This is a genomic window from Prevotella heparinolytica (assembly GCF_002998535.1).
Lineage (GTDB): Bacteria > Bacteroidota > Bacteroidia > Bacteroidales > Bacteroidaceae > Bacteroides > Bacteroides heparinolyticus.
The window spans coordinates 2,298,658-2,321,423 of sequence record NZ_CP027234.1 but is presented as its reverse complement, the minus strand read 5'-3'; the positions used below and the strand labels follow the sequence as shown (position 1 = coordinate 2,321,423).

Here is a 22,766-nt window from a genome sequence, read left to right as displayed (position 1 = left end):
TCCTAAAATTTTATTATCAAATAATCGTTTAATTGCACCATGCCTTGATATAAAACCAGACAAGGGATGATTTCAAGGGCACAAAAGTATAAAATTAAAAGCAAACCGCCATGTAAATCATGACAAAAAAGCTTTATCCACTTGTAGAACATCAATATTTTAGCAAAAAAGACCAAAATGAGGCCGATTATTATTGCCGAATGCAGATTCAAATCAAAATAAACAATGAATAAACTAAACGGGAAGAGGGTAAAACCAAGATGATAAAGCAGCGTGGAATAAGATTCCAACCAAAGCGATGTGGTGCTTTCGTCAAAAAAAATCCAACCCAGTAAGGAGTAAAGCAGCCATTTTGTCACCAGATAAAAAACACATATCCCGATATATATGCTTAGCAAGATTCCGGGATAAATATGATGTACAAGTTCCGGCTGCGCGTCATTGAAATAATTGAAGATGCACACGCCGCCAAGCACGCAAGTTTGCAGAATCAGCAACAACATATAGCGCATGTCGGCTGCCGTGGAAGTAGCGAATATGCTGGTGCGTTCGCGATGAAGCAGAAAGTCTTTCACTAACTGAAACAGGAACTTGCGGCTGCGAGACAGGACATAAGCCGACAGGAAGAAGCAACACAAAAGGATGACGGTGATGCCGTCGTCCATCCGCGGAGAATATGGAAGGGGAATTCCTCCTGTTACCCCCGTTGCCCAAGCCATCAACATCCCTATCATATCGCGGCGAATTTACGGATGGAAGCATCCCATAACGGCAGTGTATGTATCAGCTCGATTGCCTCTTGCGGTGTTTGTACCGTGTGCCAGATGGCGCCGTGCTGCGTACGCATGAAGTTTTCTTCCACCGCTTTGCCGAGCATATCGAGCAGAGGGTCGAAGTAGTTCTTGGTGTTCAGGATGACAATCGGGTTCAGATACAGCCCCAGTTGTTTCCAAGTGATGATTTCCAGCAGTTCTTCCAATGTGCCGCATCCGCCGGGCAGTGCAATGACGGCATCGCTCAGGTCGGCCATCGTTCTCTTTCGTTCGTGCATGCTTTCTACTTCGACGAGCTGTGTGAGTCCCGTATGATGCCATCCCTGTTCCACCATGAACCGGGGAATGACGCCCGTCACTTCTCCTCCCGCACGAAGTGCGGCATCCGATACGGCCGACATCAGTCCCATGTTTCCCGCTCCGTTAATCAGGCGGAGATGCTTCCTGCCCAGCAAAGTGCCCAGCTCGCGGGCGGCATCGAAATAAACAGGGTCTATCTTTGTGCTCGATGCACAATATACGCATACGGAATCTATCTTATTCATCGTTTTTTCCAACCTTTTTTGCAGATACTGCAAAGGTACATGATTTCAAGAAAATCTGAAACGATCCGGAGTATCGTGTATGGATTCTAATTTCAGTTTTTGTTGGCACGTTTGCGCTCCGTTTCATCCAGAATCACCTTGCGCATGCGCATGGATTTCGGAGTGACTTCTACATACTCGTCTTCCTTGATGTATTCCAGCGCCTCTTCCAAAGAGAACTGAACGGGCGGAATCAGGCGGGCCTTTTCATCGGAACCGCTGGCACGCATGTTTGTCAGTTTCTTGGACTTCGTGACGTTCACCACCAAGTCGTTGTCGTGCGAATGCTCGCCCACTACCTGACCGGCATATACTTCATCTTGCGGGAAGATGAAGAACTTGCCGCGATCCTGCAACTTGTCGATGGCATAGGCGAAAGCCGTACCTGCCTCCATGGCAATCATAGAACCGTTGGTGCGGCGTTCAATATCCCCCTTATAAGGCTGGTATTCTTTGAAGCGGTGTGCCATGATGGCTTCACCGGCCGAAGCGGTCAGCACGTTCGTGCGCAGGCCGATGATGCCGCGCGAGGGCATGTTGAATTCAAGGTTGACACGTTCGCCGGTACTCTCCATTTTCACCATTTCACCTTTACGGCGCGTCACCATGTCAATCATCTTGCTGGAGTATTCTTCGGGCACATTGATGGTCAACTCTTCGATAGGTTCGCATCTCACGCCGTCTATCTCCTTGAAGATAACCTGCGGCTGTCCCACTTGCAATTCGTATCCTTCGCGGCGCATGGTTTCAATCAGCACGGACAGATGGAGCACGCCGCGGCCCGAAACAACCCACTTGCCGTCTTCCTCGCTTTTGTTTACGCGGAGTGCAAGGTTCTTGTCCAGCTCTTTCATCAAGCGGTCGTGTATGTGGCGTGAAGTGACGAACTTGCCTTCTTTGCCGAAGAACGGAGAATCGTTGATGGTGAAAAGCATGCTCATGGTAGGTTCGTCGATGGCGATAGGCGGCAATGCCTCCGGATTCTCGTAATCGCATACGGTATCTCCGATTTCAAAGCCCTCTATGCCTACCAGTGCGCAGATGTCGCCGGAAGATACTTCCTGCACTTTCACACGTCCCATGCCCTCGAAGGTGTGCAGCTCTTTGATTTTAGACTTCAACACCTTTCCGTCACGCTTCACCAAAGAGACATTCATGCCCTCCTTCAATGTGCCGCGGTGCACACGTCCCACGGCAATACGCCCGGTATAAGAAGAATAGTCCAAAGAGGTTACCAACATTTGCGGCGTACCTTCCAATTGCTCGGGAGCGGGGATATTCTCCAAAATGCAGTCCAGCAACGGATAGATGTTGTCGGTAGGATGCTGCCAGTCCGTACTCATCCAGTTGTTCTTGGCCGAGCCATAGACAACGGGGAAGTCCAGCTGTTCTTCGGTAGCATCCAAGCTGAACATCAAGTCGAACACCATTTCATAGACCTCTTCGGGGCGGCAGTTCGGTTTGTCCACCTTGTTCACCACCACAATAGGCTTCAATCCGATTTGCAAAGCCTTCTGGAGTACGAAGCGCGTTTGCGGCATAGGGCCTTCAAAGGCATCTACGAGCAAGATGCATCCGTCCGCCATATTCAGCACGCGCTCCACTTCGCCTCCGAAGTCGCTGTGTCCCGGAGTGTCGATGATGTTAATCTTGGTGTCTTTATAATTGATAGAGACATTTTTAGAAAGAATCGTTATGCCTCGTTCACGTTCAAGGTCGTTGTTATCCAGCATTAATTCACCTGTGCTTTGGTTGCTTCGGAAGAGGTTTCCGGCCAGAAGCATCTTGTCAACGAGCGTTGTTTTCCCATGGTCCACATGGGCAATAATTGCAATGTTCCTAATGTTTTGCATATAATACCTATTAATTAAGGCAAAGACAGGCTATGCAGAAAGCCGATACGATTTCATTTGCCGTTCGCATCTATGGGGCCTGTTTTTGCGGTGCAAAGGTACGAATTTTGCATCATATATGCAGATACATAGAAGAAAAAAGCTGAATATCATTGCAATATAAAAGATTATATCTATCTTTGCAGCCCCGAAAGGGAATAATCATAATAACTTTTTAATTAAACAATTATGTATTTAGACGCTGCTAAAAAGCAAGAAATCTTCGGCAAATACGGAAAGTCTAACTCTGATACTGGATCAGCTGAGTCTCAGATAGCTTTGTTTTCCTACCGTATTGCCCATCTGACTGAGCACCTGAAGCTCAACAGAAAGGATTATAGCACTGAAAGAGCTTTGACTATGTTGGTAGGTAAACGCCGTGCGTTGCTGAACTACCTGAAGGACCGCGACATCGAACGTTATCGCGCCATAATCAAAGAACTTGGCTTGCGTAAGTAATTTTACTTGCGACGAAAGCATTAAAAAGAGGAGAATTCTCGGAAAGAGAGTTTTCCTCTTTTTGTTTGTGTGAAGCACTGGATGTTGGAGGCGAAGATGAAACTTTATATTTCCCAACTTTCGTTTTATGCGGATGGGTGGGAGTGCTCTCTTGGAGAATGGGAAAACCGAACAAGGGGAAAAGGGGATACCTTTCTTCCCTTGTTTTCGTATAAACCCAACTTTTTCCCCTCAGAATGTTGCAATAAGTAAAAGTTTCCCTTATTTTTGCGGTTCAACAACTATAATTCATAACTTTTCAGACCGTAAACGCTTCATTATGGATACCAGCAAGATTGTAGGAGAGAAAATAAAAACTCTCCGCGAAAACCAGTCCATCAGTATGGAAGAACTGGCACAACGTTCGGGGCTTGCCATCGAACAGATTGAACGCATAGAACGCAACATCGACCTTCCGTCGTTGGCTCCTCTTATCAAGATAGCACGTGTGCTGGGGGTGAGGTTGGGTACATTCCTCGACGATCAGGACGAAAACGGCCCCGTAGTATGCCGCAAAGACGAGTCGCAGAACAGCATCAGTTTCTCCAACAATGCCATACAGAGCCGCCGTCACATGGTTTATCATTCGCTCTCCAAGTCGAAGGCCGACCGCCACATGGAGCCATTCATCATCGACGTGGCAGCCACCAACGACAGCGACTTTGTGCTTTCCTCGCACGAAGGCGAAGAGTTTATCATGGTGATGGAAGGAATCATGGAAATAAGCTACGGAAAGAACACTTATCTGCTGGAACAAGGTGACAGCATCTACTACGACTCCATTGTTCCGCACCACGTGCATGCTTTCGAAGGAAAAGCTGCCAAAATCCTTGCGGTAATCTATACACCTATTTAATATAAAGAAAGTGGAAAGTAAGAGCTTTCCACTTTCCTGTTTTCCACTCATACAAATATGCTATACGAACGTACGCTCGGCCAATGGCTGGAGCATTGGGCGGAGACTACGCCCGACAAAGAATACATTGTTTATTCCGACCGTAACCTGCGTTTTACGTGGAGCCGCTTCAACCGCCGTGTGGACGACATGGCCAAGGGGCTTATCGCCATCGGCGTGCAGCGAGGGACGCATGTGGGCATTTGGGCCGCCAATGTTCCGGATTGGTTGACACTGCTCTACGCTTGCGCCAAGATAGGAGCCGTCTATGTGACGGTGAACACCAATTACAAACAGTCGGAGTTGGAGTATCTGTGCCAAAACTCGGATATGCACACCCTCTGCATCGTCAACGGCGAAAAGGACAGCGACTTTGTGCAGATGACCTATACCATGCTGCCCGAACTGAAGACCTGCGAGCGCGGACGCTTGAAGAGCGAACGCTTCCCGCACATGAAGCACGTGGTCTACGTGGGACAGGAGAAGCATCGAGGCATGTACAACACTTCCGAACTGCTGGTCTTGGGCGAGAATGTAGAGGACGACCGCCTGAATGAACTGAAGAGCCAAGTGACCCCGCACGACGTGGTGAACATGCAATACACGTCGGGCACCACCGGCTTCCCCAAAGGTGTCATGCTGACGCACTACAACATCACCAACAACGGCTACCTGACGGGCGAGCACATGAAGTTCACCGCCGACGACAAGTTGTGCGTCTGCGTGCCTCTGTTCCACTGTTTCGGCGTGGTGCTTGCCACCATGAACTGCCTGACACACGGTTGCATGCAAGTGATGGTGGAGCGTTTCGACCCGTTGGTTGTGCTGGCCTCTATTCACAAAGAGCGTTGCACGGCACTCTATGGCGTGCCCACCATGTTCATTGCCGAACTGCACCACCCGATGTTCGATATGTTCGACATGAGCAGTCTGCGCACCGGCATCATGGCCGGAGCCCTCTGTCCGATAGAACTGATGAAGCAGGTGGAGGAGAAGATGTTTATGAAGGTGACCAGCGTTTACGGACTGACGGAAGCCTCTCCCGGCATGACCGCCACACGCATAGACGATTCGTTTGAAGTGCGTTGTAACACGGTGGGGAGCGACTTTGAACATACCGAGGTGCGGGTCATCAATCCCGAAACGGGCGAGGAGTGTCCCGTAGGCGTGCAAGGCGAGATGTGCAACCGTGGCTACAACACCATGAAGGGCTACTACAAGAATCCCGAAGCCACGGCCGAGGTGATAGACAAGAACGGTTTCCTGCACTCCGGCGATTTGGGCGTCAAGGACGAAAACGGCAACTATCGCATTACCGGACGCATCAAAGACATGATTATCCGTGGGGGAGAGAACATCTACCCGCGCGAGATAGAGGAGTTTCTCTATCAGCTGAAAGGCATAAAGGATGTGCAGGTGGCAGGCATCCCGTCGAAGAAATACGGCGAGGCTGTGGGGGCTTTCATCATCCTGCGCGAAGGGGCAGACCTGCACGAGTCGGACGTGCGCGACTTCTGCATCGGCAAGATAGCACGCTACAAAATTCCGAAATACATCTTCTTCGTCAAAGATTTTCCCGTGACGGGAAGCGGCAAGATTCAGAAGTTCAAACTGAAGGATTTGGGGCTGCGGCTCTGCGAGGAACAGGGAATCACGATTATCTGAGAGAGTTCAACTAACATCCGAACAGGCTATAAAAAGGGATATTCAGAGAAGAACTCGGTCATGAGAAAACCATATAGCGGCCGCCTTCTTAGTGAACAGCGCCGAATATCCCTTTCGTAGCTGTCCGATATTGGAATTTATTATTCCTGATTATACAAAAATCAAGGATAGGATAAATCCCATTGCTGCACTTCCTGCCGGATCAATTCTGCGTGCTTCTTGCTTATATCCCTTAAAGCGTTTCCAACGGATTTCCTAAGATATTCGCTTTCGTGTGCCTTGTGCTTAGCGATTAGAGCAATAGCCACCAATGGGTTTTCTTTAAAGAACGGGCAACTTGTCCAAATTCTCAATCCCTCTGTTACAGCACGGATAACATTCGGATTATCGTCATTTATCCACTCTTCGACGAGAGGTAGAGACGCTTCGTATCCTCTGTGTTTGCAAATCTCATCAAAAGCCTTTGCAAGCATTTTTGCTACAATATCACATAATATCTTATCTGCGCATCATTAAATTGATAATACCTTTAGAAACTGTTTTGAATTTATTTAAATAGTTATCTATGAGCATTTCCTAATCTTCTTTTTGGTCTTTTTCTCCTTTCACATCCGTCACATAGCCCGCTATACTCCTCATGAGAAAGATGAAAAATCCGCAAAAATACCCCTTAGTAAATAGCGCAAATAAATTCAAAACAGTTTCTTAAAATATAAAAGCTGTTTTTATACTTTACACTGTTTATGCACAAATATATAAAAGTTTTTTTACAATGTGCAGCCATATCGCACGTTTTTATTCCACAACTATTTCATTTAAAACCGATAAAAAGAATCAGCAAAGGCTATGATACCGTATTTTTCTTTCATCATCTTCATCCTGCTATATTCTTATCAGGTTCTTATCATATTCTTATCAGGTTCTTGTTGAGGTGTTCGCTATAGACAGGAAGAAAACAAGAAGATGGCAAAAGTGCGTATCCGCTTTTTCTGAAGTGGGAGAGACTTTTATTTGTGATGTTTTCATAAAATAAAAATAAAGAAGAGGCTCATATCAAGTTGTCGCTCCAAATATCGGCCGGTTTTTTTTCTTAGATGAAAGAGCCCGTGCTGGGAAGTAAAAGAAATTTTGTTGAACGCTTTTGCCTTTTTTCATTTGCGGGAGAAAAACATGCGTCATATCTTTGCCGGCGTAACGGAAACACAAACACCGATACACGACGGACGGAGGAGGTAAGGAAATTGCTGCAGAAGTTTCTCAGGCATCCCCCCCGGCAACACAAACTTATTTTATTCACACACAAAAAAGAATTTCATTATGGGAACAATTACAAGAGGAATCTTCGGAGGATTTTCAGGAAAAGTAGGCACTGTGGTAGGCAGCAACTGGAAGGGCACCAGCTACATGAGAGCATTGGCCTTGAAGGTAAAAGACGCGAACACGGAAAAGCAACGGTATCAGCGAAACAAATTCATCATCACACATAGCTTCTTGAAAACGATGACACCGTTCATACGGTTCGGTTACCGGGGATATGCGAAAAGACAATCGGAATACAATGCGGCCACGTCGTACGTCATGAAGCATGCGATGGCCGACACCAAAGGCACTCCGGTCATAGATTATGACAAGGTGCTGCTGACGCGGGGCACCCTGACGACCGCAGCCAACCCCGCGGCAGTCATAGCCGAGAACAAGGCATCATACACGTGGAAAGACAACAGCGGCACGGGCGATGCGCAAGCCACCGACCGCGCCATGCTGCTGGTCTACAACAAGAAGAAGAATGAGGCTGTGTATGATGTCGATGCCGCCGCTCGCTCGGCCGGCAAGGCTCAGCTGGACCTGCCTGCGGCATGGAGCGGTGACGCCTTGGCCGTGTACATCGGCTTCCGGAGCGAAGACGACCGAAGCGTGGCCAACAGTGCCTGCCTGAAAAACGATGCTTTCAGCACCGGCAGCGAAGAGCAGGGAGGAGGCCAACCGGGCAGCGAATCGGGAGGCGGTGAGAATCCGCTTGGATAAACGCTAAGCCGGACACAGCAGCGGGAAGCGGCATTTTCGATATGCGGCTTCCCGCTTTTCCGTTATTCCTAAGGATTCTATGAATGTCCCTGTATGAGAAGCCTTATCTGCTGTTCTTCTTTTACCGCTCCGGATACTTCATGTTTTCCTCTTTCATCTGCTCCAGCACTTCGTGCAGATACTTGGCCGACTCCCATTTGGCCATAGGGAGGTCGTGAAGCAGGCAGTTGCCGCAGTCTTCCGGTGTGGTGCCCGGAATCTCACCCGTGTATTCGGCCACAAAACGGAATGTATCCTGCATCAAGGCTACAATATCTTGAGGTTGCAAGTCGCCTTTCATCAGCAGGTAATTGCCGGTGAGGCATCCCATAGGTCCCCAATAAATAATCTTGTCCTGCCAATGCGGTTCATTGCGCAGGTAAGTGGCCGCCAGATGTTCGATGGTGTGCAGTGCACCCTGTCCCAATGCCGGTTCCCGATTGGGCTCTTTCATGCGTATGTCAAAGGTGGTGATTACTTCGCCGTTCACTTCATCCTTGCGTGATACGTAGATGCCGCGCAGCATACGGATATGGTCGATGGTAAAACTGGGAATCTTCTTCATGTCTTTTTCTTCTTTATTTTTTTAAGTTTAGTAAGCAAGCGTATCGGGCAGTGAAGACAGGAACGCCCACGTGGTATGGAAAGAGCGTTCGGCCATCGTGCCCCAAAAGTCGAGGTATTGCAAGAACTGGTCTTCGCTTCCGGGCGTGTCGCTGATGATGCGGAAGCTCAGGAAAGGTACTTGATAGAGGTGGCAGGTCTGTGCTATGGCAGCCGATTCCATATCCACCGCCATGCCTTCGGGAAAATGAGTACGCACAGCAGCCAGTCCCGATTGCTCGGTGATGAATTGGTCGCCCGTACAGATGAGGCCGCCATGAATACGGCTTTCCGGTCCGGCGTCGTTCAGCTTCAGGGCATGTTGCAGCAACACGGCGCTCGATTCGAAAAAGAGCGGAAGGCCTTGTATCTGTCCGTAGGCATTTCCGTCGCCGCACCATACGTCGTGATAAACCGTGCGGTCGCCCGCCACCACGTCCGTCACCTTCAGGCAAGGGTCTATGCCGCCTGCCACTCCCGTGCTGATGACACAATCGGGATTGAAGCGCCGTATCAGCTCCGTGGCTCCGACGGCTGCATTCACTTTGCCTATACCGCTTTGCGTCAACACCACCTCGTTTTGCCCGATGCGTCCGGTGATATACTTGAAGCGTGCGTCGCCCGTATCTTTCTTATCCTGCAAGCGTCCGGCCAACTGCCGGTGCTCGCTGTCCATTGCGCTGATTATCCCGATTTTCATGAAAAAAAGTTCTTTATTGAAGATGAATCGGATGCAAAGATACATAAAATGCTGATTGCAAATGACACACCACAGAAAGAAATATCGTACCTTTGCAATCGCAAACCCTCAATCAAAACCATATAAAACAGCAGTCATGAAGAAGATTCTACCCGATTTGATTGCCATTCTGGCATTCGCCCTGCTTTCTTTCGCCTACTTTTTCCCGGCGGACATCGAGAACCGCATCCTGTTTCAACACGACACAGCCGCCGGTGCCGGTGCCGGACAAGAAATCAAAGAGTACTACGAACAAACGGGTGAGCGCAGCCGTTGGACCAACTCCCTGTTCGGCGGAATGCCGGTGTATCAGATAGCTCCTTCGTATGAATCTACCAAACCCTTGCAGTGGGTGCAAAAGACTTACCAGCTCTTTCTGCCCGACTACGTCTGCCTGACGTTCATGCTGATGCTCGGCTTCTACATCTTGCTGCGCGCCTTCGGCATACCGGCATGGCTGGCGGGATTGGGCGGAGTGATGTGGGCATTCTCTTCCTACTTCTTCATTTTGATATCTGCCGGGCACATCTGGAAGTTCATCACGTTGGCATACGTTCCGCCCACGATGGCAGGCATCGTTCTTGCCTATCGGGGCAAACTGTTGGCGGGAGGCATCGTCACGGCACTGTTCGTGGCCTTGCAGGTAACCTCCAACCACATACAGATGTCCTACTATTTCTTCTTCGTCATCTTGTTCTTCGTCGGTGCTTATTTGGAGGATGCATGGCGCAACAAGACGTTGCCCCGATTCTTCAAGGCAAGCGCCGTGCTGGTAGTGGCTGCCCTTATCGGTGTGGCCGCCAATCTGTCGAACCTCTATCACACCTATGCTTACAGCAAGGAAACCATGCGCGGTAAAAGCGAATTGGTGCAAACGGGAGAAACCGCCAAGCAGACCAGCGGCGGACTGGACCGTGACTATATCACCGGATGGAGCTACGGCATCGGCGAAACTCTGACCCTGCTCGTGCCCAACTTCAAAGGTGGGGCATCCGTCCCTTTGAGCCAAAGCGAGACGGCCATGCAGAAAGCGAATCCGATGTACGGCAGTTTATATAACTCATTGACGCAATACTTCGGCGAGCAGCCCATGACCTCAGGCCCTGTCTATGTGGGTGCTTTTGTTCTTTTCCTGTTCATTCTGGGATGTTTCATTGTGAAAGGTCCTCTGAAATGGGCGCTGATAGGGGCTACTCTTTTCTCCATCGTCTTGGCTTGGGGAAAGAATTTCATGCCTCTGACGGATTTCTTTATTGACCACGTGCCGATGTACAACAAATTCCGTGCGGTGTCGTCCATCCTTGTCATCGCAGAGTTCACCATACCCTTGCTGGCCATCTTTGCTTTGAAGAAGATACTGGACGAACCGGAAATCATGAAGCGCGAGAAAAAAGCCTTGTCCATCAGCCTTGCTCTTACCGCAGGCGTTGCCTTGGTGTTGGCCGTGGCTCCGGGAAGTTTCAGTTCCGGTTATGTGCCTGTCCAAGAGGCCCGGATGCTGCAAAACGCCGTCGACCGGAATATGATACCCGCCGAGGAGTTGTCCGGCATCCTTGCCAATCTGGGGGAAATGCGTGCCGCGCTTGTCAGCTCCGATGCGTTGCGAAGCTTTATCATCATTGTCATCGGTTGCGGCTTGCTTGGGCTTTACGTTGCGGGCAAGATGCGCGGTTCGCTGATTGTGGCGGGTATCACACTTCTTTGCTTGTTCGATATGTGGAGCGTCAACAAACGATACCTGCACGACGAGCAGTTTGTTCCCCGCTCTATCCGGACCGAAACGTTCAAGAAGACGAAAGCCGACGAACTGATTTTGCAGGACAATACTCCGGGATATCGCGTCCTGAACTTTGCCGGCAACACCTTCAATGAGAACAATACGTCTTATTGGCACAAGAGCGTCGGCGGATACCATGCCGCCAAACTGCGCCGTTATCAGGAGATGATAGAGCACCACATCTCTCCGGAGATGCAGGCTGCTTACAGCGCCATTGCCACCGCTGGGGGCGAAATGGACAGCGTGGATGCCGATAAGTTCAGGGTTCTGAATATGCTGAATACAAAATATTTCATTCTTCCGGCGGGGCAACAAGGGCAGACAGTTCCTGTTCTCAACCCATACGCCTATGGCAATGCGTGGTTTGTGAACAAGGTGCGGTATGTGAACAATGCCAACGAGGAAATAGATGCCTTGAATGATATTCATCCGGTAGAGACCGCCGTTGTAGACGCACGTTTCAAGAAAACTTTGAAGAGCGTTACGGAAAGCCACAAAGACAGCCTTTCGGTCGTTGAATTGACAAGCTATGCACCGAACCGTTTGACCTACAAGACGAATAATTCCAAAGACGGCGTTGTTGTATTCTCCGAAATCTATTATCCGGACGGATGGCATGTCACCATTGACGGACAGCCGGCTAAACTGGCACGTGCCGACTACATCCTGCGCACCATGTATGTCCCTGCCGGAGAGCATACCATCGAGATGTATTTCGACCCGGTGAGCCTGCATGTGACGGAAGGCATTGCATACGCTGCATTGGCTCTTCTCATCATAGGAGTGATGGTTGTGATTGTGAGGGGAAAGAATCTAAAAAAACTATAAATGCCCGGCGGAACAATATATTTCAGTAACTTTGCTTCTTAAATAAACAACTAAACTGTATGGAAACTACCAGACAAAACAAAATAGCCCGCTTGCTCCAGAAGGAATTAAGCGACATCTTTCTGATGCAAACCAAATCCATGTCCGGCACATTGATTTCAGTGAGCGCGGTACGTATCAGCCCCGATATGAGTGTGGCCCGTGCCTATCTCAGTGTGTTCCCTTCAGAAAAGAGTGAAGAAATCATCAGAAACGTCAACGCAAACATGAAATCCATCCGCTTTGAACTGGGCACACGTGTCCGCCATCAACTGCGCATCATACCCGAACTGAAGTTCTTTGTGGACGATTCATTGGATTATCTGGAGCGGATTGACGAACTCTTGAAATAGTGAATCTGCCATTCTACATAGCCCGTCGTTATCTCTTCTCAAAGAAGAAGCACAACGCCATCAATATCATTTCCGGCATTTCGGTATGTGGGGTGGCATTGGCCACGTTGGCATTGGTATGTACCTTGTCCGTGTTCAACGGCTTTCAGGACATGGTGGCAGGATTCTTCACGGCTTTCGACCCGGAATTGAAGATTACCATCCGTGAAGGCAAAGTTTTCGACCCTCGCGAGTCGCGCATCCGGCAAGTACGTGCCTTGCCCGAAATTGATGTCTGGACGGAAACATTGGAGGAGAATGCGATGGTGCAGTACAAAGACCGTCAGGCAATGGCCGTGATAAAAGGGGTGGAAGATAACTTCGAGCAACTGACTTCCATCGACAGCCTGCTGTATGGCACAGGCCGGTTTGTGCTCAACGATTCATTGGTGGATTATGGCTTCATGGGGGTGGAGCTCATGTCCGAACTCGGTACAGGCATTCAGTTCGTAGACCCTTTGCTGGTCTATGCCCCCAAACGGAATGTACGGGTGAACATTGCCAATCCTACCGCCGCTTTCAATCGGGAGTACCTTTTTTCGCCCGGAGCCATATTCGCGGTCAATCAGAAGAAATACGATTCACGCTACATCCTGACTTCCCTCGGCTTTGCCCGTCGCCTGTTCAATTATGATACGGAAGTCTTCGCCATCGAACTGAAGCTGAAGCCCGGATTCGGCGTCGATGCCGTGCAGAAGAAAATAAAGCATATCCTCGGCGACCGGTTTGTCGTGCAGAACCGCTACGAACAGCAGGCCGATGTCTTCCGTATTATGGAAATCGAGAAGCTGATTTCCTATCTATTTCTCACTTTCATCCTTGTCATTGCGTGCTTCAATGTCATCGGTTCCCTCTCCATGCTGATATTGGACAAGCGGGAAGACGTGGAGACCTTGCGTAATCTGGGAGCGGACGAACGCCTTGTTTTGAGCATCTTCCTGTTTGAAGGGCGGCTGATTTCTGTTTTCGGAGCTACTGTCGGCATCGTGTTGGGATTGTTGCTCTGTTTTCTGCAACAGCACTTCGGTCTGATTTCGCTGGGCGGAGGAAACGGTGCGTTTGTGGTAGATGCCTATCCGGTAAGCGTACACGTCATAGACATCGTTCTGGTGTTCGTCACTGTGATTGCCGTGGGTTTCTTCTCTGTCCGCTATCCCGTGAGATACCTTGGCAGGAGGTTGCTCAAGTCTTCGTCGGCAGAATAAAGTGATAGGTTGCAAAAGTCTGTTGAGGCTTTATTTTCCCCTTGCAGTTTACCGTTCCCAAGGTGTGGGCTTACCTCTTCTAAGGTGTGGGCTAATGCCTTCTGAAGTGTGGGGATAGGCTTCTTAAAGTGTGGGATTAGGTTTGCCGAGATGCGGGCAGACTTCAGCTCCTTTTACGAATAATGGTCAGCCCGTCGCGCAACGGAAGAATCACTTTCTCCACACGTCCGTCGCGTGCCACAAAATCGTTGAATTCCTTGATGCAGATGGTCTGCCGGTCGGAAGCGTGAGGATGCTCTTCCAGTACATGTCCATCCCACAAAGTGTTGTCGGCAATGATATATCCTCCATCGGAAAGACGGGCAAGCACCATTTCGTAATAATCCGCGTATTTGCGCTTGTCACCATCGATGAAGGCCAAATCGAAAGTGAGGTCGAGGCGGGGAACCAGTTTCAAGGCATCGCCGATGTAGAATTTGATTTTGTCGGCATAGTCCGAACCTTCCAGCCACGGACGTGTGAAGTCCTCCTGCTCATCATTGATTTCAATGGTGTGCAGCATTCCGCCCTCAGGCAACCCTTCGGCAATGCAAAGGGCGGAATATCCGCTGTAAGTTCCTATCTCCAGAACCCGACGGGGGCGTATCATACTGACAAACATCTTGAGCATGCGTCCCTGCAAATGCCCGGAAGCCATGCGGGGATAGAGCAACTTGACGTGCGTGTCGCGATAAAGCGCTTTCAGGTAGTCGCTCTCTTCATCGATATGTTGCAGGATATACTCGTCTATTGTCATTATATCAGGCTGGCGGTGAAGCTGTGCCGAAATGTCTGTTGCTCTTCCGGCACAACCTCATTTACAAATATCGGTTGCTGTTGGGAAGCACGCTTTCGGGTGCATGTTTCAAGGCATCCTCCACTACGTTTATCTCAAGGAACGAGGTCTGCGTGCCTGCTTTGCCGCTACTCAAGTAACCCACCATATCGGTCGGTTGCAGGCGGCCCTCCTTCAACAGGCGGCGCAAGGCGGTAAAATAGTATTCCTGTCCGTTGGCAAGTTCGGGCATATAGATGGCCTCCACACCGTAAGAAAGGGCGAGGTGACGCATGGTCTTCTCCTTGTAGCAGATGGCGAGTACCGGGAATTTACCGCGAAACGCAGCCAGATTGCGGGCCGTCCGGCCACTGTAACTGTCTGTGATGATGGCGCGTATTTTCAGTTTTGTAGTGGCTTTTACGGCTTGTTTGGCAAGGAAAGCCGTCACGTCGTTGCTGTTCTCATCCAAAGGAATACGGATGTCGTTGTCGGCCAGTTTATCCTTTTCGGCTTGTGCCGCAACTTTAGTCATCGTTTTCACCGCTTCCAAAGGATACTTTCCGTAGGCAGTCTCGCCGCTCAGCATCAAAGCATCCGTACGATAATAGATGGCATTGGCGATGTCCGTCACCTCCGCACGGGTAGGACGCGGATTGGAAATCATCGTGTGAAGCATCTGAGTGGCAACGATAACCGGCTTCTTGGCCAGAATACATTTGCGAATCAGCACACGCTGTATGCCGGGGATGCGTTCCTGAGGAACTTCTATGCCGAGGTCGCCGCGCGCCACCATCACACCGTCGGCCACTTCCAGAATCTCGTCGATATTGTCTACGCCTTCCTGATTTTCAATTTTGGCAATGATGCGGATGTCGCTGCCATGTGCGTCCAGAATGGATTTAATGTCCAGAATATCCTGCTTGTTGCGCACAAAAGAGTGGGCGATGAAGTCGATGTCTTTCTCGATGGCATACAGAATGTTATTGCGGTCTTTTTCCGTCAGCGACGGCAAGTTGATGCGCACTCCCGGCACGTTGACACTCTTGCGGCTGCCGAGCGTCGTGTCGTTCTGCATTTCGCACAGCAGATAGTCTGCATGCTTCTCTATAACCACCATTTCCATATCGCCGTCATCGATAAGGATGTGTCCGCCTACATTCAAATCCTGAACGAAGTTAGGATAAGAAACCGAGATGCACTCGCGGGTTGTCTGCAACTCAGGGTTACCTACAACCTTGACGCGGTCGCCGGTCTTGAAAGAAATCGGTTCGCCGGCCAAGGGGGTGGTGCGCACTTCGGGGCCTTTCGTATCCATCAAAATGGCAATGCGGTTGGACACCGCACGTACGTTGCCGATCAGCCGTTCAAAACCTTCACGATTGAGATGCGCGGTATTCATACGAACCACATTCATACCGGCTTCAAACAACTGCTTTATAAAATCGACGTCGCAACGTTGGTCGGAAATCGTTGCAACAATTTTGGTTTGCTTCAATAACATAATCTATACCTGTTTATTAAATAATGAATCATGGATAAAGGACCATGAACCGCCTATAATTCTTTCAGTGCCTCTACGGCCAACCGGTAGGAGTCTAAACCGAAGCCGAGAATGACACCTTTGCAAGCGCAGGAAATCATGGAGACATGGCGAAACGCCTCGCGTGCATGCACATTGGAAATATGCACTTCGACCACCGGAGCAGTAACCGCACGGATAGCATCTTGCAGAGCGATGGAAGTATGGGTGTAGGCACCTGCATTCAGCACAATGCCGTCTGCCTCGAAACCCGCCTGCTGAATCTTGTCTATCAATTCTCCCTCGATGTTGGACTGAAAATAATCAATCTCTACATCAGCATATCTTTTGCGGAGGTCGGCAAGATACTCTTCAAAAGTAACGCTGCCGTAAACGGAAGGTTCGCGTTTGCCTAGGAGATTTATGTTGGGGCCGTTGATAATCTGTATCCTCATAACACATTTTTTTATACCTTTGTCTCTCAATTAAATCCGCAAAGAAGATGCGAATGGGTAAGGCGACGCAGATTTTATGATGCTTTTCGCCATGTCACGGCTCGTCTCTGCGGTGCAAAGGTAGAAAAAAGAAATGAAATCAGAAGAAAAAACAAAGAATAAGGAAAGGCAAGCGCTGATAATCAGAAAGTACCGTCAATACCTGAAGTTAGAAAAATCTCTTTCTCCCAATACGCAGGATGCTTATCTGAGGGACTTGGAAAAGTTGCTTCATTTCCTTGACGGAGAAAACAAAAGTTTTCTCGACACTACCTTGGACGATTTGCACCGGTTTGCTGCCGGATTGCACGATATTGGCATTCACCCCCGTTCGCAGGCGCGTATTCTGTCGGGTGTCAAATCGTTTTTCCATTTCCTTGTCATGGCCGATTATCTGGAGGGTGATCCCAGCGAATTGCTCGAAGGCCCTAAAATAGGATTCAAACTGCCGGAAGTGCTGACACTGGATGAGATAGACCTAATAATCAGTGCCGTGGACTTGAGTAAAAACGAAGGACAACGCAACAGAGCCATCCTCGAAACACTGTATAGCTGTGGTCTGCGCGTGTCGGAACTTTGCAACCTGAAAATTTCCGATCTTTATTTTGAAGAGGGTTTCATCAAAGTGGATGGCAAGGGCGGCAAGCAGCGCCTTGTCCCCATTTCTCCGCGTGCCATCAAAGAAATTAAGCATTGGTTCATAGACCGTAATCAGGGTAAAATAAAGAAGGAGTTTGAGGACTATCTGTTTCTGGCACGTTGGGGGAACAAGATTTCGCGCATCATGGTATTTCACATGATCAAAGAACTGGCAAGCAAGGCCGGTATCACCAAGAACATCAGTCCGCATACCTTCCGCCACTCCTTTGCCACCCACCTGCTTGAAGGAGGAGCCAATCTTCGTGCCATACAATGTATGCTTGGGCATGAATCCATCGCAACAACAGAACTTTACACACACATCGACCGCAACAGATTGCGTAGTGAAATCATTGAGCATCATCCCCGTAATATAAAGTATCGCGAGGAGCAAAAGATTCATTAAATTATGGTAAAAATGGCATTGGGGTTAACAAACTCTAAGAGTATTTAATATCTTTGCGTTGTTGTGTTCATGCTTGATGAAGCACAATTGCAGAATAGATAAATCCAATTTACAAACAAAATAATTTTATCTGAAATGACTAAGAAATTGTATCTGCCTTTTTTAATGGCAATGGTTGTTGCGTTAATGACATCATGTAGCAGTAAGATGGGTGAATTGTCATCGGACTATTTCACCGTAACTCCTCAGGTATTGGAAGCTGTGGGCGGTAAAGTTCCCGCTACTATCAATGGAAAATTCCCTGAAAAGTATTTCAATAAGAAAGCCGTGGTGGAGGTGACTCCCGTGTTGAGATGGAACGGTGGCGAAGCCAAAGGCCGGCCGGCCGTATTCCAAGGAGAGAAAGTAGAAGGTAACGACCAGGCTATCTCTTACAAGATGGGCGGCAACTATACCCTGAGAACTTCTTTCGATTATGTTCCGGAAATGGCCAAATCGGAATTGTATCTGGAATTCAAAGCCACCATCGGAAACAAGACGGTGAACATTCCTGCCGTGAAAGTGGCCGATGGCGTAATCTCTACTTCCGAATTGATTGGCAAAACATTGGGCAGCGCCAATCCGGCTAACGGCGACGACGCTTTCCAACGCATCATCAAAGAAAAATATGACGCCAACATCATGTTCTTGATTCAACAAGCCAACGTACGGGCCGGCGAGCTGAAGACCGCCAAAACATTCGGCGACGAAGTGAAGAGCGTGAATGATGCTGCCAACAAAAAAATCAGCAACATCGAAATCTCTGCATACGCTTCTCCCGATGGTGGCGTAAGCCTGAACACCACATTGGCCGAAAACCGTCAGGACAATACTGCCAAAATTATCAACAAGGACCTGAAGAAAGCCAAAGTTGATGCAGCTGTAGATACCAGATATACTGCTCAGGACTGGGAAGGTTTCCAAGAACTGGTTTCCAAATCGAATATCCAGGACAAAGAACTGATTCTTCGCGTTCTGTCCATGTATTCCGATCCGGAACAAAGAGAACAGGAAATCAAGAACATCTCTTCCGTGTACAAGACTTTGGCTGATGAAGTGCTTCCGCAACTGCGTCGTTCTCGTCTGACCTTGAACTATGAAATCATCGGCAAGTCCGACGACGAAATTGCAAACCTTGCCGACAGCGATGCCAAGCAGCTGAATATCGAAGAACTGCTGTATGCTGCGACTCTGACCAAAGATGCTGCCAAGCAAGAGGCTATCTTCACAAAGGCCGCTCAAATCTATCCTAATGACTTCCGCGCTTACAACAATCTGGGTAAGTTGGCATATCAGGCAGGTAACCTTGACAAGGCTGAAAGCTACTTCAAGAAAGCTGCTGCTATCAAAGATGCTCCCGAAGTGAACACCAACCTTGGCTTGATTGCATTGAACAAGGGCGACAAGAGTGCTGCTGAAAGTTTCTTAGGCAAAGCCTCGGGTGCTAAAGCGCTGAACGAAGCATTGGGTAACTTGTATGTTGCTCAAGGTCAATATGACAGAGCTGTAAACGCATTTGCCGAAACAAAGACCAACAGTGCCGCTTTGGCTCAAATCTTGGCTAAAGACTACAATAAGGCAAAGAGTACATTGGCTGCCATCGAGAAGCCGGATGCATATACAGACTATCTGATGGCTGTGCTTGGCGCAAGAACCAACAACTCTTCCATGGTGATCAGCAGCCTGAAGAATGCCATCGTAAAAGAGCCTGCATTGGCCAAGAAGGCGGCTTCCGACTTGGAATTCACCAAGTTCTTCACAAACCCCTCCTTTATGGATATCCTCAAATAATATAAGGTGAGAACCGAAAGGGAGATGAGGGTGTGTCAAAATAGACACATCCTCTTTTTTTGTTTTTTCGCGTCTTCCCTGCTCGATTTCCCTTATGCCGCAATCAACTCTGTTTTTCTTCCATGACGGCCTCCATTGGGCCGGAAAAGGCGTATCAGGACACAAATCAAGGCTGTAAATGCGTCTGACAGCCCCGATATCCCCCCCTTGAGCATCTTTGCGCACATTTTCTTGATGTTGAAGGCCATGGCGAAGAAGGCAAAGTCCATCAAAACCTTGTCTTTTCCAAAGTGCCGGAAGCGTCGGTATGCCATATCGAACTTCATCTGTCCGAAGACGGCTTCAGGTTCAATGCACCGCCGTCCCCTGTGCCTGATGCCTTCCCGGGAAGTGAGCCTTTCCCGTGCCTTTCCCTTGTATTCGTTCAGCCTGTGGTTGACCTCCATGATGCGTCTGTCCGTCCTTGCCCCGTAGCATCTGCATCTGAGCGGGCATCCTTTGCAGTTCTGCGCCCGGTAGCGTGCGCTTTCGGTGAGGTATCCGCCTGCGGTCTTTCCACGGGTTGTCCCGACGCGCTCCATGTGCTGCCCCATGGGACAGACGTAATAATCCTCCTCCTTATTATAGTACAGGCTGTCCTGATGGAACGGGGCCGGTGTATAATGTGGACGCTGTTCCATGTGGAAACGGTTGTACTTGACGTATGCCTCCACGCCGGCATCCTCCATGAAACGGTAGTTCTCCTCCGAGCCGTACCCCGAGTCGGCAACGGCGGTGGAAGGATGACGGTGATAGCGCCGGAAGAAAGAATCCATAAAGGGGATAAACGTGAGCGTGTCGGTGGGATTGGGAAACAGGGCAAAGTCGGTGATGAACTGGTTCTCCGTCGCTATCTGGAGATTATAGCCGGGCTTGGTCTGCCCGTTGTTCATGGCATCCTCTTTCATGTGCATGAACGTGGCGTCAGGGTCTGTCTTGGACATGGAATTGCGACTGCCAATCTGTTCAAGACGGCTGTCATACTCCTGCAGTTTCTCACGGTACTTATCCAGTTCCTTTATCTGTTTCTCCTTTTTCTTGCACTGTGCTTTCTCTTCTTTGGTGGTAGCGGCAGGGGGCGTGGCAAGGGCTTCTCTAAGTTCGGCAGACAGTTCGCTCAATGTTGCGGGCGTGAACTCCACATGCTCTTTCTCCGAGGATTTCTCTTGCGCAATGGTATCATCGACCTGCTGCAGGAGGATGCGTATCTTCTCTATCAGTTTAGTGCGATTCTTTTCTATTGTCCTGCGCCATACAAAAGTGTATTTGTTGGCTTTTGACTCTATCTTCGTACCATCGATATATTCCACATCGAGCGTTACAAAGCCACGCTCCGCGAGCAGAAGAACCAACCGGGTAAATACATTGTTGAGTTCGTCCTTGACACGATTACGGAATCGGTTGATAGTAATAAAATCAGGTTTCTCATATCCTGCAAGCCAAATGAAGTGTATGTCACGCAGGAGCAATTGCTCTATCTTGCGGCAAGAATAGATATTATTCATATAGGCATAGAGGATAACCTTGAGCATTATCTTCGGGTGGTATGGACTACGACCGCTTTCCTTGTAGAGCTTGCGGAAATTATCCAAATTAAGACCGTCAACAATGGCGTTGACCATGCGGACAGGGTCGTTCTCCGCAATATTTTCATCAAGCCGTTGTGGAAAAAGCACCGTTTGGTTGCAAGTGTAAGGGCGAAAGTGTAACTTTGACATAACGTAATTTTGTATGCCTAAAGTTACAAAAACTTTAGGAAATAGCAAAGCCCTGGCTTGAGAAAGTCGGGGCTTTGTGCAAAAAAAGAGGATGTGTCTATTTTGACACACCCTCATTTCTTTTGATGATAAAACTTGGGGAAAACACAAGTCCGCGCACTGCGAACAAAGATTCGGAAATAAAAGTTGAAGTGTGTAAGTCAATCGGTCGGAGGAAAGTTTTAGCGGACACGAATAAAAATAAACTTCAAACAGCTTCTCATTTATATCAAAAAGAAGTACTTTCGCAACGAGTATCAGAAAAAAGAATCGCAATGAAGAAAATCTATCTCGCATACTTTCTGCTTTTCACTTTGTCCGCTTGCAGCAGTAGGACAACAGATTCCGTCCGCCTTAGCGGTGAAATCAAAGGATTGGGAAATGACACTCTTTATATCTATGGTGCGGATAATCTGCATAACCGCATGGATACTTTGATTGCCAAGAACGATAAATTCTCTGCAACCCTCGCGATAGATACATTGGTGGCTGCATGGCTGCAATTCAGTGACGGCACCGAGTATCCTCTTTACCTGAATAAGGGAGACGAAATCAAAATAAGCGGCTCCGTTGCCGAACTTTCCTCGCCGGATATCACCGGCAATGCTCCCAATGAAGAGCTGACCGCCTTCCTGAAAGAACTGAAAAGTATAAGCCAACCTTCGGAGAAGGCCTTGCAGGAAAAGGCCGAAACTTTCATCAACAGCCATCCCGGCTCTTTGGCAAGTATCTATCTGCTGGAGAAATTCTTCGTGCAGAAGCCTCATCCGGACTTTGCGTTTATCAAAAGGCTGACAAACCGCATGAGCGGAGAGTTGAAAGACCGTCCTTACGTGAGCGAATTGATGACCCTTATACAGGAAGAAGAAAGGGTGTCTGTGGGGAAAGTGCTTCCATACATTTCTTTGCCCAATGCCAAAGGCGTACAAATCAGCCGTACCGGCTTTAAAGATAAATACCTGTTAATACACTTCTGGGCTTCGTGGGACTTGCCAAGCATGGAAAACAATGCTGCCTTGCGTCGAATCTACAAGAAAGAAGAGAAGAATAAGATGTTTGCCCTTTGGGGCATCTCTTTGGATGTGGACAAGAAAGCGTGGGAGGATGCTATCAGTAACGATACGTTGAAGTGGGAGCAAACCTGCGATTTCCTGGGCTGGAATACAATGCCGGCCAAACAGCTTTCCATACATGCCTTGCCTGCCAATCTGCTGATTGGCCCTTCCGGAAGGATAGAAGGCAAGAACCTGACTACGGCAGAGATTGAGAAGAAACTGGAGGAGTTGAAACAGAAAGCAAAATAGACCAACG

Annotated in this window: 19 protein-coding genes and 1 pseudogene; 10 read left to right on the top strand and 10 right to left on the bottom strand. The window is 48.8% G+C overall.

Translation table 11 applies throughout. From position 1 onward, the window contains the following. Positions 1-2: 2 nt before the first annotated feature. From C3V43_RS09435 to typA, 3 genes are all read right to left on the bottom strand, one after another. Complete coding sequence (locus C3V43_RS09435) at positions 3-734, bottom strand: DUF4271 domain-containing protein (protein ID WP_106069596.1); 732 nt, start codon at positions 732-734, stop codon at positions 3-5. Then, the gene (locus tag C3V43_RS09430) at positions 731-1,318 is read right to left on the bottom strand and encodes an LOG family protein (RefSeq protein ID WP_106069595.1); all 588 of its coding nucleotides are present in this window, start codon (positions 1,316-1,318) and stop codon (positions 731-733) included. Before C3V43_RS09430 ends, C3V43_RS09435 begins: the two co-directional genes overlap by 4 nt. Before the next feature lie 92 nt (positions 1,319-1,410). Further along, complete coding sequence (gene typA, locus C3V43_RS09425) at positions 1,411-3,210, bottom strand: translational GTPase TypA (RefSeq protein ID WP_106069594.1); 1,800 nt, start codon at positions 3,208-3,210, stop codon at positions 1,411-1,413. 228 nt (positions 3,211-3,438) lie between these two features. Between typA and rpsO the strand changes: the two genes are divergently transcribed. The 3 genes from rpsO (at position 3,439) to C3V43_RS09410 (ending at position 6,307) form a co-directional block, all read left to right on the top strand. After that, a complete protein-coding gene (gene rpsO, locus C3V43_RS09420) occupies positions 3,439-3,708 on the top strand; it encodes a 30S ribosomal protein S15 (protein ID WP_106069593.1) in 270 nt (89 codons plus the stop codon). Positions 3,709-4,027: 319 nt separating this feature from the next. Next, positions 4,028-4,603 (top strand): helix-turn-helix domain-containing protein, encoded by a 576-nt coding sequence (locus C3V43_RS09415; RefSeq protein WP_106069592.1) that lies wholly within the window; start codon positions 4,028-4,030, stop codon positions 4,601-4,603. A gap of 57 nt (positions 4,604-4,660) precedes the next feature. Next, positions 4,661-6,307 carry an AMP-binding protein gene (locus C3V43_RS09410; RefSeq protein WP_106069591.1) on the top strand — a complete coding sequence of 549 codons (1,647 nt, stop codon included), beginning with the start codon at positions 4,661-4,663 and terminating at the stop codon, positions 6,305-6,307. A gap of 161 nt (positions 6,308-6,468) precedes the next feature. On the opposite strand, the pseudogene C3V43_RS09405 reads toward C3V43_RS09410, so the two are convergent. Further along, positions 6,469-6,789, bottom strand: a pseudogene (locus C3V43_RS09405) (DNA alkylation repair protein); the annotation flags it as partial. A gap of 835 nt (positions 6,790-7,624) precedes the next feature. On the opposite strand from C3V43_RS09405, the gene C3V43_RS09400 reads away from it, so the two are divergent. Further along, the gene (locus C3V43_RS09400) at positions 7,625-8,332 is read left to right on the top strand and encodes a DUF6266 family protein (RefSeq protein WP_106069590.1); all 708 of its coding nucleotides are present in this window, start codon (positions 7,625-7,627) and stop codon (positions 8,330-8,332) included. Between the two features lie 121 nt (positions 8,333-8,453). Here C3V43_RS09400 and C3V43_RS09395 read toward each other — a convergent pair whose 3' ends face one another. Together C3V43_RS09395 and C3V43_RS09390 are read right to left on the bottom strand one after the other, a co-directional pair. Then, positions 8,454-8,936 (bottom strand): S-ribosylhomocysteine lyase, encoded by a 483-nt coding sequence (locus tag C3V43_RS09395; protein WP_106069589.1) that lies wholly within the window; start codon positions 8,934-8,936, stop codon positions 8,454-8,456. A gap of 27 nt (positions 8,937-8,963) precedes the next feature. Next, positions 8,964-9,674 (bottom strand): 5'-methylthioadenosine/adenosylhomocysteine nucleosidase, encoded by a 711-nt coding sequence (locus C3V43_RS09390; protein WP_106070537.1) that lies wholly within the window; start codon positions 9,672-9,674, stop codon positions 8,964-8,966. A gap of 136 nt (positions 9,675-9,810) precedes the next feature. Between C3V43_RS09390 and C3V43_RS09385 the strand changes: the two genes are divergently transcribed. The 3 genes from C3V43_RS09385 to C3V43_RS09375 are packed head-to-tail and all read left to right on the top strand — an operon-like array spanning position 9,811 to position 13,954. Further along, complete coding sequence (locus C3V43_RS09385) at positions 9,811-12,318, top strand: YfhO family protein (protein ID WP_106069588.1); 2,508 nt, start codon at positions 9,811-9,813, stop codon at positions 12,316-12,318. A gap of 59 nt (positions 12,319-12,377) precedes the next feature. Further along, on the top strand, positions 12,378-12,710 hold the full coding sequence (gene rbfA, locus C3V43_RS09380; protein ID WP_106069587.1) for a 30S ribosome-binding factor RbfA: 333 nt from the start codon (positions 12,378-12,380) through the stop codon (positions 12,708-12,710). Continuing rightward, on the top strand, positions 12,710-13,954 hold the full coding sequence (locus C3V43_RS09375) for an FtsX-like permease family protein (protein ID WP_106069586.1): 1,245 nt from the start codon (positions 12,710-12,712) through the stop codon (positions 13,952-13,954). Before rbfA ends, C3V43_RS09375 begins: the two co-directional genes overlap by 1 nt. Before the next feature lie 163 nt (positions 13,955-14,117). Here the strand turns inward: C3V43_RS09375 and C3V43_RS09370 are convergent, their stop codons facing one another. From C3V43_RS09370 to aroQ, 3 genes are all read right to left on the bottom strand, one after another. Next, positions 14,118-14,750, bottom strand: coding sequence for an O-methyltransferase (locus C3V43_RS09370; protein ID WP_106069585.1), 633 nt, complete (start codon positions 14,748-14,750; stop codon positions 14,118-14,120). Positions 14,751-14,811: 61 nt separating this feature from the next. Continuing rightward, a complete protein-coding gene (gene pyk / locus C3V43_RS09365; RefSeq protein WP_106069584.1) occupies positions 14,812-16,272 on the bottom strand; it encodes a pyruvate kinase in 1,461 nt (486 codons plus the stop codon). 53 nt (positions 16,273-16,325) lie between these two features. Further along, positions 16,326-16,745, bottom strand: coding sequence for a type II 3-dehydroquinate dehydratase (gene aroQ / locus C3V43_RS09360; RefSeq protein ID WP_106070536.1), 420 nt, complete (start codon positions 16,743-16,745; stop codon positions 16,326-16,328). A gap of 133 nt (positions 16,746-16,878) precedes the next feature. Between aroQ and xerD the strand changes: the two genes are divergently transcribed. Both xerD and C3V43_RS09350 read left to right on the top strand, forming a co-directional pair. Then, a complete protein-coding gene (xerD, locus tag C3V43_RS09355) occupies positions 16,879-17,829 on the top strand; it encodes a site-specific tyrosine recombinase XerD (RefSeq protein WP_106069583.1) in 951 nt (316 codons plus the stop codon). Between the two features lie 135 nt (positions 17,830-17,964). Next, on the top strand, positions 17,965-19,659 hold the full coding sequence (locus C3V43_RS09350) for a tetratricopeptide repeat protein (protein WP_106069582.1): 1,695 nt from the start codon (positions 17,965-17,967) through the stop codon (positions 19,657-19,659). A gap of 92 nt (positions 19,660-19,751) precedes the next feature. Here the strand turns inward: C3V43_RS09350 and C3V43_RS09345 are convergent, their stop codons facing one another. After that, positions 19,752-21,416: an IS1182 family transposase gene (locus tag C3V43_RS09345; protein ID WP_106069581.1), complete on the bottom strand. Its 1,665-nt coding sequence runs from the start codon at positions 21,414-21,416 to the stop codon at positions 19,752-19,754. Between the two features lie 314 nt (positions 21,417-21,730). On the opposite strand from C3V43_RS09345, the gene C3V43_RS09340 reads away from it, so the two are divergent. Next, complete coding sequence (locus tag C3V43_RS09340) at positions 21,731-22,759, top strand: TlpA disulfide reductase family protein (RefSeq protein WP_106069580.1); 1,029 nt, start codon at positions 21,731-21,733, stop codon at positions 22,757-22,759. Positions 22,760-22,766: the final 7 nt, after the last annotated feature.

What these genes read in the sequence shown, in the direction of transcription:
- C3V43_RS09435 (WP_106069596.1), bottom strand. Translation starts at nt 734, where the DNA reads ATGATAGGGATGTTGATGGCTTGGGCAACGGGGGTAACAGGAGGAATT.
- C3V43_RS09430 (WP_106069595.1), bottom strand. Translation starts at nt 1,318, where the DNA reads ATGAATAAGATAGATTCCGTATGCGTATATTGTGCATCGAGCACAAAG.
- typA (WP_106069594.1), bottom strand. Translation starts at nt 3,210, where the DNA reads ATGCAAAACATTAGGAACATTGCAATTATTGCCCATGTGGACCATGGG.
- rpsO (WP_106069593.1), top strand. Translation starts at nt 3,439, where the DNA reads ATGTATTTAGACGCTGCTAAAAAGCAAGAAATCTTCGGCAAATACGGA.
- C3V43_RS09415 (WP_106069592.1), top strand. Translation starts at nt 4,028, where the DNA reads ATGGATACCAGCAAGATTGTAGGAGAGAAAATAAAAACTCTCCGCGAA.
- C3V43_RS09410 (WP_106069591.1), top strand. Translation starts at nt 4,661, where the DNA reads ATGCTATACGAACGTACGCTCGGCCAATGGCTGGAGCATTGGGCGGAG.
- C3V43_RS09400 (WP_106069590.1), top strand. Translation starts at nt 7,625, where the DNA reads ATGGGAACAATTACAAGAGGAATCTTCGGAGGATTTTCAGGAAAAGTA.
- C3V43_RS09395 (WP_106069589.1), bottom strand. Translation starts at nt 8,936, where the DNA reads ATGAAGAAGATTCCCAGTTTTACCATCGACCATATCCGTATGCTGCGC.
- C3V43_RS09390 (WP_106070537.1), bottom strand. Translation starts at nt 9,674, where the DNA reads ATGAAAATCGGGATAATCAGCGCAATGGACAGCGAGCACCGGCAGTTG.
- C3V43_RS09385 (WP_106069588.1), top strand. Translation starts at nt 9,811, where the DNA reads ATGAAGAAGATTCTACCCGATTTGATTGCCATTCTGGCATTCGCCCTG.
- rbfA (WP_106069587.1), top strand. Translation starts at nt 12,378, where the DNA reads ATGGAAACTACCAGACAAAACAAAATAGCCCGCTTGCTCCAGAAGGAA.
- C3V43_RS09370 (WP_106069585.1), bottom strand. Translation starts at nt 14,750, where the DNA reads ATGACAATAGACGAGTATATCCTGCAACATATCGATGAAGAGAGCGAC.
- pyk (WP_106069584.1), bottom strand. Translation starts at nt 16,272, where the DNA reads ATGTTATTGAAGCAAACCAAAATTGTTGCAACGATTTCCGACCAACGT.
- aroQ (WP_106070536.1), bottom strand. Translation starts at nt 16,745, where the DNA reads ATGAGGATACAGATTATCAACGGCCCCAACATAAATCTCCTAGGCAAA.
- xerD (WP_106069583.1), top strand. Translation starts at nt 16,879, where the DNA reads ATGAAATCAGAAGAAAAAACAAAGAATAAGGAAAGGCAAGCGCTGATA.
- C3V43_RS09350 (WP_106069582.1), top strand. Translation starts at nt 17,965, where the DNA reads ATGACTAAGAAATTGTATCTGCCTTTTTTAATGGCAATGGTTGTTGCG.
- C3V43_RS09345 (WP_106069581.1), bottom strand. Translation starts at nt 21,416, where the DNA reads ATGTCAAAGTTACACTTTCGCCCTTACACTTGCAACCAAACGGTGCTT.
- C3V43_RS09340 (WP_106069580.1), top strand. Translation starts at nt 21,731, where the DNA reads ATGAAGAAAATCTATCTCGCATACTTTCTGCTTTTCACTTTGTCCGCT.